The organism is Streptomyces sp. NPDC028928 (genome assembly GCF_055564915.1).
The window spans coordinates 77,585-92,622 of the sequence record NZ_JBVHVI010000005.1; the positions used below are offsets into that span (position 1 = coordinate 77,585).

Sequence of the window (15,038 nt, forward strand, 5' to 3'; positions counted from 1 at the left end):
ATACGGCCGGCTGCCCGAGGCCCCCGGCCCCGCCCCTTCAGCAAACCGGAAGGACTTCCCCCCATGCGCGGAGCAGTGATCCACGCCCCCGGCGATGTGCGCTTCGAGACCCTGGACGACCCGAAGATCGTCAAACCGACGGATGCGATCATCCGCACGGCCGTCACCTGTGTGTGCGGCTCCGACCTGTGGCCCTGGCGTGGCCTGGACGCGACCGACGAGGCGCACCCGATGGGCCACGAGTACGTCGGCTTCGTCGAGGAGGTCGGGGCTGAGGTCACCTCGGTCAGGCCCGGCCAGTTCGTCGTCGGCTCGTTCGCGACCTCGGACAACACCTGCGCCAACTGCCGGGGCGGATGGCAGTCCAACTGCCTGAACCGCGAGTTCATGAGCACCTGCCAGGCCGAGTACGTCCGTATCCCGAACGCCCAGGGCACGCTGGTCGCCACCGAGGAGGTGCCGGGCGAGGAGTTCTGGCCCGGCCTGCTGGCCGTCTCCGACGTCATGGGCACCGGCTGGTACGCCGCCGACGCCGCCGAGGTCAGGCCCGGCTCCACCGCCGTGGTCGTCGGTGACGGAGCGGTCGGCCTGTGCGCGGTGATCGCCGCGAAGGAGATGGGCGCGGAACGGATCATCGTCATGAGCCGCCACGAGACCCGCCGGCAGCTCGCCCGGGAGTTCGGCGCCACCGACCTCGTCACCGAGCGCGGCGACGAGGGCATCGCCCGGATCAAGGAGCTGACCGGCGGCATCGGCGCCGACTCCGTCCTGGAGTGCGTCGGCACCGCCCAGGCCATGCGGCAGGCCCTGCACTCCGCGCGTCCCGGCGGCAACGTGGGCTTCGTCGGCGTACCCCACGAGGTGCAGATCGACGGCCAGGAACTGTGCTTCTCCCACGTCGGCCTGCGCGGCGGCCCCGCCCCCGTGCGCCGCTACCTGCCCGACCTGATCGACCGCGTCCTGACCGGCCGCATCAACCCCGGCAAGGTCTTCGACCTCACCCTGCCGCTGGAGCAGGTCGCCGAGGGCTACCGGGCCATGGACGAGCGCCGCGCCATCAAGACCCTCCTCAAGCCTTGATCCCACAGCGCAGCCGATCCGGGGCACGCCGTCGCCCTCGCGAGCCCGGGAGCGAGCGGCACGCCGTGCCCGCCCAGCCATGACGATCACCAAGAAGGAAACGACCTTGCAGATCACCCGAAGCTCGATCAACACCGTCAAGGGTCCCGCCGACTGGTTCACCGGCGACGTCTACATCGACGCCGTCGCCGCCGCGCCCGAACCCTCCCGTGTCACCGCCAACCTGGTGCACTTCATGCCCGGCGCACGCACCCACTGACACCGCCACCCGCTCAGCCAGACCGTCTTCGTCACCGAGGGGATCGGTCTGTGCCGGCGCCGGGGCGGACCGATCGAGGTCATCCGGCCCGGCGACCGGGTGCTGTTCGAGGCCGACGAGGAGCACTGGCACGGCGCCGCGCCGAACCGGCTGATGGTCCACCTGGCCATCAACGAGAGCGATGCCGACCACGACGTCGTGCACTGGCTGACCCCCGTCACCGACGAGGAGTACGCCACCGCCCCGGCCACCGACTGACACCTGCCCCGAGCCCAGCGCCGGCCCCCCGCCGCCCTAACAGGTCGGCGACCGCGTCGGCTGCATGGTCGAGCTTCGACGCGGTCGTCCAGACCCCGCAACCGCCGTTCGAGTCGCGGTAGCCGGGCAAGCATCAGGTAGGCGACGGCCATCGGTCCCTCCAGGTAAGTGGCGCTCTTGTCGGCAGCTTTCCGCAGCAGCCGTCCAACGCGGTGGCCACCAAAGGATCACGTCAGTAGCCTGGGCGGCATATGCTCCTTACAGCGGAGGGTTTCCCGCATGTCCACCTCGTTCGTCCGCCCCGAACCGCCGTACTACGCAGTGATCATCACCACCAGGCCGTCTGCGGATCTCGAAGGCTACGCAGAGATGAGCGCGCGCATGGCCGAACTCGGTGAGGCGCAACCCGGCTATCTCGGTCGCGAGTCGCTGACCGACGAGGACGGCCGGGACCTCGTCGTCATCTATTACGCAGACGAGGCGTCGATAGCGGCATGGAAGGCCCACCCCGAACATCTCGAAGCACAGCGGCTCGGACGGGAACGCTGGTACTCCTCCTACAGCGTGGAGATCGCGCGGGTGGAGCGCGCCTACGCCTTCAGCCGCGACTGAAGGACGCACTCGGGTCGGCCCGCGCAGAGACCTGCATGGCGTCCAGGACGGCCGTGACCGTCCCGCCTGCCCCGCGCCGTCAGACGGTCCGGTGCTGGAAGGCGCGGCGATACGCCGTGGGCGTGATGCCGACGGTGTCACGGAACCGGGCCCGCATGTTGGCTCCGCTGCCGAGGCCGCACCGAGTGGCGATCTGCTCCACCTGGAGTTCGGTGGTCTCCAGGAGTTCACGCGCACGGTTGATGCGGGCGGTCAGGAGCCATTGGTGGGGGCTGACGCCGGTTTCCTGGCGCCACAGGCGGGTCAGGGTGCGTGCGGAGACGCCGGCGTGGTCGGCGAGTTCGGGGATGGTGAGGTTTTCGTCGAGTCTGCGCAGGGCCCACTCGCGGGTGTCGGCGAGCGTGGTGGCCCGTGGGTCGGGGAGGCTCCGCGTGATGTATTGGGCCTGTCCGCCGTCGCGGTGCGGGGCGGCGACGATCTCCCTGGCGATGTCGTTCGCGATGGCCGCGCCGAGGTCCTTGCGGACCATGTGCAGACACAGGTCGATGCCTGCCGTGACGCCCGCGGAGGTCAGGACGGTGTCGTTGTCGATGTAGAGGACGTTCCGGTCGACGCGCAGCCGGGGGTAGAGCTCTTCGAGGGCGTCCGCGCTGGCCCAATGGGTGGTGACGGTGCGGCCGTCGAGCAGTCCGGCCGAGGCGACGGCGAAGGCGCCGGTGCAGATGGAGGCGATGCGGATCCCGGCGCGGCCGGCGAGCTTGAGTGCGGCCCTCACCCGTGGGTGCGGAGGGCGCCGGAAGTCCTCGAAGCCCGGGACGACGATCGTGTCCGCTTCGGCGAGCGCTTCGAGCCCCGCGGTCAGTCCGAGGGTGAACCCGGCGCTGGTGGTCACGGTCTCCTCGGTGTCCCCGCACACGGTGAGTTCGTACGGGGTGTTCGGACGGGCGTTGAAGATCTGCGTGGGGATCCCCAGGTCCATGGGCAGCACGCCGTCCACCGCCAGAACCATGACGCGGTGTCTGTTCATGGCCGCAATGTTACGGCCGGTGCCCATTTCACACGGAGGGCCAGCGGGCCGCCCTGCCCAGGCCCCAGTGCGAGTGGGCGGGCCAACTACCCTGCTCAGCCTGCGCTTCGCGCAGCCGGAAAGTGACGGTTCATCCCCACCACCTTGGCCCCAAAAATACGCATGCTGGCAGATCAGCCGTGGCCTGGAAGGGAGGTTCCGGAGAAGGATCGAAAAGCGAGCGCGGGGCGACCAGCTCCCCACACCGGCGGAGCGGTCCGAGACCCCCGGCCGAGGACGAGGAGAACGGACAGTGACTTCGCAGCATGTGGTGGGCCGGTTCTTCGACGTGCAGGGCGGCCAGGTGTACGCCCATGTCCGGGAAGGCGACGGCCCGGCGCTGGTCTTCCTGCACTATTGGGGAGGCTCACGGCGCACCTGGATCCCGGTGCTGCAACGCCTGGACCCGGGGCAGGGTTTCGTGGCCTACGACCAGCGCGGATGGGGCGACTCCACGAGCGTGCCGGGACCGTACGACCTGGAGCAGCTCGCGCAGGACGCACAGCGGGTCATCGACGCGCTCGGATACTCCCGCTACGTGCTCGTCGGGCACTCCATGGGCGGCAAGGTGGCCCAGATGCTGGCCGCACGCAAGCCCGAGGGCCTCAGGGGAGTCGTCCTCGTGGCGCCCGCGCCACCCGCGCCGGTCGGGGTGACCGAGCAGGTGCAGGAGACGGTTGCGCAGGCCTACGACAGCGAGGAGGCGGTTCTGCGGAGCATCGACCTGATGCTGACCCACGGCGGGCTGACTCCCGAACTGCGCCGGCAGGTGGTCGAGGACAGTCTGCGCGGCGGCCCCCAGGCGCGTCTCGCGTGGCCGCGCCAAGGACTGGTCCAGGACGTGTCGGCCGGTGTCTCAGCCATCGAGGTGCCCGTGCTGGTTCTCGCGGGCAGCCACGACAAGGTCGACCCGCCGGCCGTGCTCGCCGAGCACCTGCTGTCCCTGATCCCGACCGCCTCGCTGACGGTCCTGAAGGACACCGGCCACCTCGCGCCCCTTGAGGTGCCCGACCAAGTGGCCGCGCACATCGGCGCGTTCGTCGCCCAGCTGTAAGCGCAGCACTCCAGCCGCACATCCCCCGTGGGGTGAGCGGCCGTCGCTCCATGCGCCGTGCGACCGCAACACCCGGCACGCCGCAGCGGGCCGCCCGGCCACCGCACCGAATCGATCGATCTGCCCCCGACCGGGGCACCCGACGAGAGAGACACATCGTGACCACCGACGCCCACCTGCCCCTCTTCGAGCAGCTCGACCTCCCCGACACGGGCCTCACCCGGGACACATACGCTTACACGGCACAGGCCACGCCCGCCTTCGTTCTCCACCACGGTGTGCGCTCCTACCTCTTCGCCCGCGCCCATGCCCGGAACCAGGAGCTGCGCGCCGGTACCGACTACGACGACGAGCTGCTGTTCGTCGCGTGCGTCCTGCACGACATCGGACTGAGCGAGGAGGGCAACGGCGACCAGCGCTTCGAAGTCGACGGCGCCGACACCGCAGCGGCATTCCTGCGCGAGCACGGTGTCGAGGAACGGCGTATCGCCATCGCCTGGGACGCCATCGTCCTGCACACCTCGGACGGCATCGCCTCGCGCAAGGGCCCGGAGGTGGCGCTGGCCCAGGCGGGCATCGCCACCGACATCCTCGGAGTCCGGCGTGAAAGCCTTCCGCGAGGCCTCGCCGACCATGTGCACGCCCTGCTCCCGCGTCAGGACCTGGCCTACGCGCTCAGCGACGCCATCATCACCCAGGCCAAGACCAAGCCGCACAAGGCGTCCCCGCTGACCTTCCCGGGCGAGCTGCTGCGCAGCCACCTGCCTTACGGCGCCCGTCCCGGCTGGTACGACCTGCTCGCCGCGGCCGGCTGGGGCGACAGGCCGGTCGGCGCCACCGCCCGGCGCCGAGCCGAGACGCCTCAGCAGGTGGGGACCTTGTTCATGGAGTACCTGGAGGCCGGTGACATCGAGGGTCTGGTGTCGCTCTACGAGCCGAACGCCCACTTCGTCCCCACCCCCGGAACCCACCTGGTGGGCACGGACGCCATCCGCGGGGCACTGCGGCAGATGATCGACAGCGGCGCCCGCCTCAAGCTGGAACTGCGCGACATACGCCAGGTGGACGACGTCGCCTTGGTGTCCCACACCGCCACCCTCACCGGGGTCGGTCCCGAACCGGTGATCTCCACCACCACCGAGATCCTTCGACGCCGGCCGGACGGCGGCTGGGTGCACGTCGTGGACGACCCGTTCTTCGGCTGACCGGGCTACTCGTCGGAGAGCGTCAGGTCCGGGACCCGCCAGGCCGCGATCACGAACGCGACCAGGGCCACCGCGGCACCGGTGAGGAAGACGACGCGCATCGAGGTGACGTATCCCTCCAGGAACGGCAGCGCCGCGCCCCGGTCGAGGGCGTGCAGGAAGGCCGAGTCCTCCAGGTCGACACCGCCGCCGGGGCGCAGGACACCCGTGAGGGCGTGGGAGTTGTCGGGCCGCGCCAGCAGCTGGCGGTAGGCGGGGTCGTGGCGGGCCTCGGCCAGCCGGTCGGCTATCCGGCCGGCCGCCGTGGAGAACAGGATGGAGAGGAAGGCGGCGGTGCCGACCGTGCCGCCGTTGGAGCGGAAGAAGTTGACCGACGCGGTCGCCGCACCCATCTCCGTACGGGGCACCTCGGACTGCGCGAGCGTGGTGAGCGTCTGCATCGACGCGCCGAGCCCCGCGCCCATCAGGGCCATGCCGAGAGCCGCGTACCACAGCGGGCTGTCCACGCCCAGGGTGGCGAAGACGAGCATCGCGGCGGTGAACGAGCCGATGCCGGCGACCAGATGGACCTTGAACCGGCCGGTTCGGGCGATCAGCCGGCCCACCAGCAGCGTCACGGCGAGGTTCGCGGCGACTGTGGGAAGGGTGGCGAGCCCCGCCGTCATCGGGCTCATGCCGCGGACGATCTGGAGGTACAACGGCAGTGTCGTCATCGCGCCGAACATGCCGATCCCGACGACGAAGTGCAGAGCGACGCCCAGCCGGAAGGCGCGGATGCGGAACAGCCGCGGCGGCAGCAGCGCGGCGTCACCCCTCCGCCGCTCCACCACGACGAAGACGACGAGCCCCAGCACGCCGACGGCGTACATCAGCAGCGCCCGGGGTGAGCCCCACCCCCAGGTGCGGCCCTGCTCGGCGACGGTCAGCAGCGGCACGATCCCCACCGCCAGGGCGAGTGCTCCGGGGTGGTCGAGCCGGTGCCGGACCCGCCGGTGCGGGAAGCGCAGGACGCGTACGATCGCCACGGCGGCCACAGCGGCGAGGGGCACGTTGATCAGGAAGATCCAGCGCCAGCCGTCGATGCCCAGCAGCGTGCCCCGGTCCGCGAGGGCTCCGCCCGCCAGCGGGCCGACGATGCTGGCGCCGCCGAACACAGCCATGAAGTAGCCCTGGTAGCGGCCTCGTTCGCGCGGGGTGGTGATGTCGGCGACGATCGTCATGGCCAACGACATCAGCCCGCCGCCGCCGAGCCCCTGCACGGCGCGGAACGCCGCGAGTTCGTAGATCGAGGTGGCGCATCCGCACAGCAGTGAGCCGGCCGTGAACAGGCCGATCGCGGCGAGGTAGACGGGCCGGCGGCCGTGGATGTCGGAGAGTTTGCCGTACAACGGTGTCGCGATGGTGGCGGTGATGAGGTAGGCGGTGGTCACCCACGCCTGGGCCGTCAGCCCGTGCAGGTCGTCGGCGATGGTCCGCAGCGCGGACGCCACCACCGTCTGGTCCAGCGCCCCCAGGAACATACCGAGGACCAGACCGGACATGACCGTGGTGATCTGCCGGTGGGTGAGCCGCACGGGCGCGTCCCCGGCGGCACCCTGGTGCCGGGTGTCGGAGAAGGTCACATGTCGTCCTAGAGGTGGGGTCCTGGGGGGAGGGGTGTGTCGGGGGCCGCGTCCGCCTTGCGGGTACGACCCCCCGTGCGCCGGCGCCGACGAGCTACCCGGCGATGCCGCCCAGGTCGCCGACCGCCTGCTCGACGTCCGGCAGCGTCAGCATCTCCAGCCGGGCCGACCGGGCCCGCGCCCGGGGCGCGGGATCGGCGAGCAGCCTGCGGCACACGTCGGCTATGCCTGCCGCGCTGCGGTCGGTGATGCGGAGGCCCAGACCCAGCTCCTCCACGCGCTCCGCGTTGGCGTGCTGATCACCGAAGTGCGGCAGGACCGCCAGCGGCGTGCCGGTGCGCAGGGCCTCGCGGATGCTGTTGAACCCGCCGTGGGTGACGAACAGGTCCACCGACTCCAGCAGCAGCGGCTGCGGCACGCGGTCGGTGACGTGTACGTGCCCGGGCAGCCCCTCGGTGTCCAGGTCAATCCCGGACGTCGACACGACCACGGTGCAGTCGCTCAGCTCGGCCGCCGCCCCCACGATCGCGCGCAGGCTTTCGGTGGTGTCCGGCATCTTCACCTGCAACGGCGTGGTCCGGCCCGCCGTGTGCTCGTGCATCGTCGGCAGGGCGGTGCCGATCGCGGCGTACACCAGGGGCCGGTCCGTGGGGAGTTCGGCCGCCCACCGGGGCAGCACCCCGTGCCGCTCGACGTCCACCGTCTGCCGGTAGGACCACGTCGGCGGCAGGTGCCGGGAGAAGGAGAAGGCGGGCGGTACGTAGTCGACGCGGCCGTTCGGTACGACGGACAGCGGATCGTCCCGCTCGGGCAGCCCAAGTTCCTGACGCCGCTCGTTGAGCAGCGGCAGCACCTCGGAGGGGTCCAGGATGTTGCTGAACCCGGAGGGCGTCGGCAGCTGCGGCACACCCAGGAGTTCGGCGGTGAGCACCGCGCCCATGTCCATGCCGTCCCGCAGGATCAGATCGGGGCGGAAGTCCCGGGCGAGGGGGAGGAGGAGGTCCAGGTGCGGCTTGACACCCGGCCCGGCCAAGGCCCGCATCAGCAACCGGGACAGCGCCGGCGCCGGTTCGGTCAGGTCGATGGTGTCCGGGAGTTCGGCGGCGTACGGGCCGATCATGGCGAGCGGGTCGAACCGCGGTAAGGCGGCGTTCACCGTCACGTCGTCGTCCTTGAAAACGGGGGCGAGGGCGTCGGTGGTGACCACCAGCACCTGATGCCCGGCCTCGGCGAGGGCGCGCAGCAGAGGAAGCTGAGCACGCCCGTGGGACGGACTGCCGAGTGTGGTGCAGAGAACTCGCATGAACTGGGCCTTTCTCGTGGACAGTTGGTGTGGCGGAGCGAGGGGAGTCGGTGCGGCGAGAGAGCGCACAGGCAGGAGAGACGCTGAGCCGTCACCCCACCCGCGCCGGTGTGCTCGAGCGGCCGATGCCGTGCAGGGTCAGCCCGGCCCGCGCGAGCAGGTCGGCGTCCAGCAGGTTGCGGAAGTCGTAGACCTGGTGGCCGGTCATGCGCGCGGCGATCGCGGCCCAGTCGAGGTCGCGCAGTTCCGGCCACTCGGTGAGGACCACGCAGGCCGCGGCCCCCTCCGCGGCCCGCACCGGGTCGTCGGCGAGTTCGACCAGATCGCTCAGGTCGGGCCGCTCCGCGCACAACGCCGGGTCGTACGCGGTGAGTACGGCGCCCCGGTCCCGCAGCAGCCGGGCGACGGCGAGCGCGGGCGAGTCGCGCAGGTCGGAGGTGCCGGCCTTGAAGGTCAGGCCGTACAGGGCGAGTCGTACGCCGTGCAGCGAGCCGTCCGCACCGCGTCCGCACGCGGCGGCGACGCGTTCGACGAGCTGGCGCTGGTGGGTGACGTTGGTCTCGATGGTGGCGCGCAGCAGCGGGAAGTCGACGCCGGACTGGTCGCACACGGTCAGCAGGGCATGGGTGTCCTTGGGGAGGCAGGAGCCGCCCCAGCCCGGCCCGGGCCGCAGGAACGCCGAGCCGATGCGCGGATCGCGCCCGATGCCCTCGGTGACATCGGCGATGTCGGCTCCGAGGCTTTCGCAGAGGGTGGCGAGGTTGTTGGCGAACGACAGCTTCATCGCGAGGAAGAAGTTCGCGGCGTACTTGGTCAGTTCGGCGCTCGCCGGGTCGGTGAGCACCAGAGGAGCGTCCAGTGCCGAGTACAGTTCGGCCACTCGGCGGGCGGCGTCGCGGTCGGCGGCGCCGATCACGATGCGGTCGGGGTGCAGGAAGTCGTGGACGGCGCGGCCCTCGCGCAGGAACTCGGGGTTGCTCACCACGGTCACGTCGGCCCGGCCGAGCAGTGCGGCGACGCGCACGCAAGTGCCGACCGGCACGGTCGACTTGTTGACGACGACACAGCCGGGCCGCAACACCTCGCGGATCTGCCCGGCGACGGCCTCCACGGCGGCGAGATCGGCCGCCCCGCCCGCTCCCATGGGCGTGGGCAGGCACAGGAACACCACGTCGGCCTCGGTGACGGCGGCCGCGGTGTCGCCGGTGAACTCCAGCCGGTCCGCCTCCAGGGTGTCCCGTACGGTCTCCGGCAGACCGGGCTCCAGGATGTCGACCCGGGCCTCGCGCAGCCGCTCGACCTTGTGCGGGTCGGCGTCGGCGCACACCACGGAGTGTCCCAGAGAGGCCAGGCAGGCACCGGTGGTCAGTCCGACGTAGCCGGTTCCGATCACGGCGACATGTCGAGCAGGCACAGAAGATCACCATTTCCGGTCGGTGGGGCCCGAGTTGTCAAGTCATCAATCGTTGACCGGTCTCAGGTATGGCACGCGGCGCGAACACAAGTCAACGATTGATGACAACGGTCGGTGACTTTGAGACAGCTGCTCCAGACTGGAACATGGGGCGGGCGGCGGGATGTCAGCAGACGACGAAAGGTGCGGTGACGTGACGGGAGTACACGACGGCGAGGCGTCGAAGGTGGCGGCGTGCCGGCCTGCCCACAGGCGCTCGGCCTCGCGCACGCGCACCGCGCTCAGGGCCGCCGCGGCGTTCCGCTTCGGCAAGTACGGCTACGAGGGCACCAGCGTGCGCGACATCGCGGGCGACGTGGGCGTGGACGCCGCCCTCGTCTACCGCTACTTCGGCTCGAAGGAAGCGCTGTTCAACGACGTGACGGGCACCGGCAAGATATTCGAGCCGCTGCTGGAGGAGCCGGTCGAGACGATCCCCGACTGGTTCTGCGCACTGCTCCTGGGGGCACCGAAGGACGGCGACTTCCCGCATCCGGTGCTGTCGGTGCTGCGATCCTCCGGCAGGGACGAGGCGGTTGCCCGACTGCGGGCGGATTTCACGGAGGTGTTCACCAAGCGCCTGGCCTCTCGCCTCGGCGGCCCCGACGCCGACCTGCGAGCGGAACTCCTGGCGGCCTGGATGCTCGGCACCAGCCTGATGCGTACGGAGATCCGCCCCCCGGCCCTGCTCTCGGCTCCGGACGCCGCGCTGGAGCGGTACCTGCGCGCGGGGATCGAGGTCCTGCTGGGCCCCACGCCGCAGGACGACGAGAAGAAGCCCGAAGCCGGGAAGGGGCAGTGCGACACGGACGACCACTGATCCGGAACACGTGAGGCGACCTCCCAGGTTCGCCGATGCCCCAGATCCTGGAGAACCCCCTGCGTGCCCAACTGGAGTGCTGCTTATTGATTTGCCGCCGGCCAGCACGCTCGGATAGGAAGCTCGCATGCTCAGGGGCGGCAAGGTCGGGCTCAGGGCCCGGCACGAGGACGACATCCCGACCCTGCGGGCCGAGCTCTACGACGACGTGGTCAACTCCTCGCGAGCCGAAGCCGGACCATGGCGGCCGATCACGCTCGGCCGCCGCCGCCGCTGCCGCCGCGGCCAGCGGGGGCATCGACAACCACAACCGCTCAGCGCACCTCGGGCCGGGGCTGCTGCCGTCCGCCCGCGGCAAGGGCTACGGCACCGACGTGGTCGCGGTGCTGTGCCACTACGGGTTCGTCGTGCGCGGCCTGCAGCGGGCGCAGATCGAGACGCTGGCGGACAACGCCGCGATGCTGCGCTCCGCCGAGCGCAACGGCTTCGTCCGCGAGGGCGTGCTGCGCTCCTCGGCCTGGCTGATGGGCGAGTTCCTGGACGAGGTGCTGCTCGGGCTCCTCGCCCGCGACTGGAAGCCGCACTCGACGGGCTGGGCTGCCGCCCGACGCCCAAGTACGGGCCGCGGAGCCGACACGGACGGCCCAGGGCCAGGCCGGTGATGCCGTCCCGCATGGGCCGTGCGCCCTGTCCACCCGACCGCCAAGCGAACCGCCAGGCGCCACGCCCAGGCCGAGGCCGTCCGCCATGACGCGAAGACCCTTGCCGGGCCGCCACCACCGGGTGCCTCACACGCGGCGCCCCAAAGTCCGGGTCGCTTCGCCCCCCGGCTGCGGATCCGGCCTACCTAGTCCTCGAAGTACAACGGCGACAGTCTTGCTCCTCGCTCCGAAGCATCCAGGTCGGGCGGCGTGACATGGGCGAGGTCACCGTCGATGGGGATGTCGAACTTCCGGCCGATGTCGGCGATGGCGATGCCAACCCTGCCGCGCAGCACACCCAACGCCTGAACCGTCAACACCCATTGGGTCCGATCCCGATGCTCGGGGTTCGAGACAACTCTCGCGGCGAGTCTGCGTGCCGACTCCGCATCGGTCAGCCACTGCCGCACAGCGGCGCGCATCGCGCGCACCTGGTCCCGCAGCTCAGCGGACTCACACTGCTCGACCTGCTCGCTCAGATAGGTACGCAGCGCCTCGATTGAGCCCCAGGTCCCGTCTTCCTCTTCGATTTCATAGGGCGCGTGGAGCACCCGGTGGTCTTCCAGACGGAGCAGGATCGACCTTGCTCGCTCGCGCTCGCTTTGGCTGAATTCCAGACTCGCACCCTGCCCGAAGAACGAGAAGCTGATCGTCTTCAACCGGCCGCGTCGACGCCACCGCCACCGCTTGAACATCCCTTACCTCCAACTCTCCGGTGTGCGAGCCGACTTGGCGCAACCCCGGGGCGCGGAGCCGAGACGACGGGCCCCTCCGCCAGCGGGGTGGGCGATCATGCCCTCGGGCGTTCCCGTGGCGGGCCGGCCGCGACGATCCACGCCGCCGAGGACGGCCCCTGGCCATCATTACCCCGGGCCGGGCGGGTGACGCGCCGGAGTTCGGGGAGGCCATGACCCGGATCCGTGCGGCGTAGGACCAACGGGCCGCCCCGGGGATACATGTCCCCGGTCTGGTAGATGGCCCAGTCGGCCCCGGGGTGATCACGCGGTCGTAGGCGATGCGGTGCCGCGGTAGGCGCTCAGGACGCCGAAAACGCTTCCGCCGTGGGCGTTGGTGCTGTGGAAGGTGAATGCCTGGCCGTCGCCGGTGACGGACCGGGTCCAGGCGGACTGCTGGGTGGAGCGGAGTTCTCGACGAGAGGACCCGGTATCGCGCTCCAGTCCGCCGCGTCGATCTCAGCCAGCACGACAGCCTCCCCGCACCTGGCGCTCGCCCCCAGGGGTCCTGCTCGGCGGCCAGTCGCTCAGTCGATCGGTGTGCCCGGTGCCGGCCATTGCCGGCGTGCAGGGATCAGCAGGCGCATCAGTCGGTAGACGAAGCGGAGTCTCCAGTCGTCAGGGGAGCGGATCTCCGTGATGAACGCGCGTGTGGACCGGCTGATGGATTCCATCGCCCGCTCAGCCGACCCGGGGTCCAGGAGCCTGTCGCAGTTGAACCAGGCAAGGCCCCGTGCGACCCGGATGCCGTAATTCGTGAAGAGCTCGTCATTGCGCGCGAACAGCCGGTCCAGGGAACTCAGACTGTGGCAGTATCGGGCGGCCAGCTCGTCCTGAATCCCGTCGATACAGGAGCCCAACACGTCATTCATGCGATGGAAGTCGCCGATGCGCTGGTGGTTGCCCCAGTGGGCATCCAGGGACTGAAGGGCAAGGGGCAGGTCGTAGGACATGTGTGCCATCATCGAGAAGAGCGCGTCCTCCAGAACGTAGGAATGCGGTACGGCCGATGCGGCATAAACGTCACGCCACGGCGGCGGAACGGAATCTGGAAGGTCATCCGGGTCGACCCTCCTATTCCGGTGAGGTCGTGTATCCAGCCAGGCGTCGATGGCGTCCATCGCCCTGAAATAGCCCGATGCGAGTGAGACGGACAGGTCAGCGACCCAATGTGGCTCTTTGAATGAAGGCGTATCCGCGCGCAAACCAGCGGCCAGGGTGCTGGTGAGCCGGTAGTAGGTGTAGGCGAACACCGCACGAGGGTCCTGCGCCTCTTCGTATTGCCTGAGCCGTTCCGCGAGCTCGCCGGCAACGCCCCAGACCTTCTCCGCAGCACCAGTGGCCTGTGTTGTCATGAGGGACGCCGTGGTTCGTCGTCGTGCACGCCCACCCGGCTGGCGCGCTCCGTCGCTCTTGCCCAATCGCAGACCAGCTCTCCCGAAAGAGTTCGCCGGTCGGGTCCTACCCGGTAGTTCGCCGTCCAAGCGGTTCCCAGCAGCGGCATGTGGTAAGTGGACGCCATGCCTGCGTCGCGGATCTCCGCAGGATAAGTGAATGTCCGCGACAGGATTTTCGGAACCGGACCGAACCTCTCCTCCGCGTGCACGGTTACCGTGCTGCCGTCGGGGTCCAGGACGTAGCGCTCTTGCAGCAGGTACAGAGTGACACCGAACTTGGAAAGCCGAACAACATTGTCAGCCTCGCCGAAGGCGCCCGAAGACGGTTTCGCTACGATCTTCGAGTCCAATCGGGACGCACCAGTGAGTTTTTGGGTCATTTGCATCGCGATGACGAGAAGCTGGTTCTTCAGGCCGAGGTCACGATCTTTCCTGAAACGCGTCCATGAGGTGATGCGGAAAGTGAATTTACCTTGCCAGGTGCCTGCCCCTACGCTGAAGTAGTAGACATGACTGGGTGCTTCAGTAGTCAACTATCTCCCCTGTCATTCCCGGGGACCCTTTGCCGTATCGGGCAGCATCATCCGCAACGAGACCACCGATGCGACGGCCGCCACAGGCGGTAGAGCCGGATGGCGCAGAGATCCAACCCAGGTGGCGCACGCGGCGGGGTCGGGCTTGGGGTGCCAGCAGTTTCCCCCTGCACGGGCTCGCCGACGACGGGCTGCATTGCGGCCAGTAGCCTCAGGCACCATGGGAATTCAGATAGATGTAGTGGCGGGTTACCTGATCAACGATGAGATGGAGAGGGTGCTCGGGCTGGCCGAGGCGGTCGGCGAGCCCGTCACTGTCACGTTCCTGTGGGAGGGGCGTGAAGAGGCCGAGCGGGCCGTGCTGGTGCCCGCGGCCACTCTGGCGCTCTGGGAGCATTGGGCCCCCACCGCCTACCCGACGAGTGACGCCAGGGACGAGAACCAGGCTGAAACGGAAAAGCCCGAACTGGCCCACCCAGCGGAATTCGGCGCGTTCACGCTCTTTCGTCGTCGCGTGGGAGGGCGCACTGCGGTCGCCCGTGGAGGCGTGGTGGTCGCCGAACTCCTGGACCCCGACGAGGCGCACTGGCTCCAAGAGCAGGCCCGCGATGTCCGCCAGGGCTTCATGGATCCGAAGCAGAAGGCGGCGTTCGAGGAGTTCCTCGCCCGACAGCCGCCCGTCGATGAGCAGTGATGCCGCGATCGCCTTCTGGGACCGTGGGACCATCCCGGAGGGAACCGAGTCGGCACAGGCTCACCCTGCCGCCGATGTTGTGCTCGTGTCACCAAGGCGCAGGCGAGAGGTTCGTCGGCGTTCTCCACGCCGGACTGGAAGACGACGCTGGCGGTCGAGGTGCCGATGACGTTGCGGGTGCCGAGCACGCTGGTGGTCCAGTACGTGCCTGAGGAGACCGCTGACGCCCGCCAGGCGCCGCCGAGGT

The 15,038-nt window shown here is 69.8% G+C and carries 13 protein-coding genes and 2 pseudogenes; 8 read left to right on the plus strand and 7 right to left on the minus strand.

Annotated features, from left to right (window positions below):
* Positions 1 to 63 precede the first annotated feature (63 nt).
* From ACZ4U1_RS13930 to ACZ4U1_RS13940, 3 genes and pseudogenes are all read left to right on the plus strand, one after another.
* Positions 64 to 1,080: a zinc-dependent alcohol dehydrogenase family protein gene (locus ACZ4U1_RS13930; protein WP_467903048.1), complete on the plus strand. Its 1,017-nt coding sequence runs from the start codon at positions 64 to 66 to the stop codon at positions 1,078 to 1,080.
* Between the two features lie 106 nt (positions 1,081 to 1,186).
* Positions 1,187 to 1,597 (plus strand): annotated as a pseudogene (locus tag ACZ4U1_RS13935) ((R)-mandelonitrile lyase).
* Between the two features lie 279 nt (positions 1,598 to 1,876).
* A complete protein-coding gene (locus tag ACZ4U1_RS13940) occupies positions 1,877 to 2,209 on the plus strand; it encodes an antibiotic biosynthesis monooxygenase family protein (protein ID WP_467903049.1) in 333 nt (110 codons plus the stop codon).
* 79 nt (positions 2,210 to 2,288) lie between these two features.
* Here ACZ4U1_RS13940 and ACZ4U1_RS13945 read toward each other — a convergent pair whose 3' ends face one another.
* Positions 2,289 to 3,236: a GlxA family transcriptional regulator gene (locus ACZ4U1_RS13945; RefSeq protein WP_467903051.1), complete on the minus strand. Its 948-nt coding sequence runs from the start codon at positions 3,234 to 3,236 to the stop codon at positions 2,289 to 2,291.
* Between the two features lie 292 nt (positions 3,237 to 3,528).
* Between ACZ4U1_RS13945 and ACZ4U1_RS13950 the strand changes: the two genes are divergently transcribed.
* Both ACZ4U1_RS13950 and ACZ4U1_RS13955 read left to right on the plus strand, forming a co-directional pair.
* On the plus strand, positions 3,529 to 4,329 hold the full coding sequence (locus ACZ4U1_RS13950) for an alpha/beta fold hydrolase (protein ID WP_467903053.1): 801 nt from the start codon (positions 3,529 to 3,531) through the stop codon (positions 4,327 to 4,329).
* 158 nt (positions 4,330 to 4,487) lie between these two features.
* The gene (locus ACZ4U1_RS13955; RefSeq protein WP_467903055.1) at positions 4,488 to 5,534 is read left to right on the plus strand and encodes a nuclear transport factor 2 family protein; all 1,047 of its coding nucleotides are present in this window, start codon (positions 4,488 to 4,490) and stop codon (positions 5,532 to 5,534) included.
* A gap of 5 nt (positions 5,535 to 5,539) precedes the next feature.
* Here the strand turns inward: ACZ4U1_RS13955 and ACZ4U1_RS13960 are convergent, their stop codons facing one another.
* The 3 genes from ACZ4U1_RS13960 to ACZ4U1_RS13970 form a co-directional block, all read right to left on the minus strand.
* A complete protein-coding gene (locus ACZ4U1_RS13960; protein WP_467903057.1) occupies positions 5,540 to 7,156 on the minus strand; it encodes an MDR family MFS transporter in 1,617 nt (538 codons plus the stop codon).
* 94 nt (positions 7,157 to 7,250) lie between these two features.
* Positions 7,251 to 8,459, minus strand: coding sequence for a glycosyltransferase (locus tag ACZ4U1_RS13965; protein WP_467903058.1), 1,209 nt, complete (start codon positions 8,457 to 8,459; stop codon positions 7,251 to 7,253).
* A gap of 91 nt (positions 8,460 to 8,550) precedes the next feature.
* Positions 8,551 to 9,873, minus strand: a complete 1,323-nt coding sequence (locus ACZ4U1_RS13970; protein WP_467903059.1) for a UDP-glucose dehydrogenase family protein — start codon at positions 9,871 to 9,873, stop codon at positions 8,551 to 8,553.
* A 193-nt stretch (positions 9,874 to 10,066) separates the two neighbouring features.
* Here ACZ4U1_RS13970 and ACZ4U1_RS13975 point away from each other — a divergent pair, with 193 nt between their 5' ends.
* Together ACZ4U1_RS13975 and ACZ4U1_RS13980 are read left to right on the plus strand one after the other, a co-directional pair.
* Positions 10,067 to 10,732: a TetR/AcrR family transcriptional regulator gene (locus ACZ4U1_RS13975; RefSeq protein WP_467903061.1), complete on the plus strand. Its 666-nt coding sequence runs from the start codon at positions 10,067 to 10,069 to the stop codon at positions 10,730 to 10,732.
* Between the two features lie 127 nt (positions 10,733 to 10,859).
* Positions 10,860 to 11,394: pseudogene (locus ACZ4U1_RS13980) on the plus strand (GNAT family N-acetyltransferase).
* Positions 11,395 to 11,579: 185 nt separating this feature from the next.
* Here ACZ4U1_RS13980 and ACZ4U1_RS13985 read toward each other — a convergent pair.
* The 3 genes from ACZ4U1_RS13985 to ACZ4U1_RS13995 form a co-directional block, all read right to left on the minus strand.
* Positions 11,580 to 12,128 carry a hypothetical protein gene (locus tag ACZ4U1_RS13985; protein ID WP_467903062.1) on the minus strand — a complete coding sequence of 183 codons (549 nt, stop codon included), beginning with the start codon at positions 12,126 to 12,128 and terminating at the stop codon, positions 11,580 to 11,582.
* 566 nt (positions 12,129 to 12,694) lie between these two features.
* Positions 12,695 to 13,522, minus strand: coding sequence for a DUF5995 family protein (locus tag ACZ4U1_RS13990; RefSeq protein ID WP_467903063.1), 828 nt, complete (start codon positions 13,520 to 13,522; stop codon positions 12,695 to 12,697).
* Positions 13,519 to 14,097, minus strand: a complete 579-nt coding sequence (locus ACZ4U1_RS13995) for a hypothetical protein (protein WP_467903065.1) — start codon at positions 14,095 to 14,097, stop codon at positions 13,519 to 13,521. The genes ACZ4U1_RS13990 and ACZ4U1_RS13995 overlap by 4 nt, the downstream gene beginning before the upstream one ends.
* Before the next feature lie 220 nt (positions 14,098 to 14,317).
* Between ACZ4U1_RS13995 and ACZ4U1_RS14000 the strand changes: the two genes are divergently transcribed.
* Entirely contained in the window at positions 14,318 to 14,791 is a 474-nt protein-coding gene (locus ACZ4U1_RS14000) for a hypothetical protein (RefSeq protein WP_467903066.1), read from the plus strand.
* Positions 14,792 to 15,038: the final 247 nt, after the last annotated feature.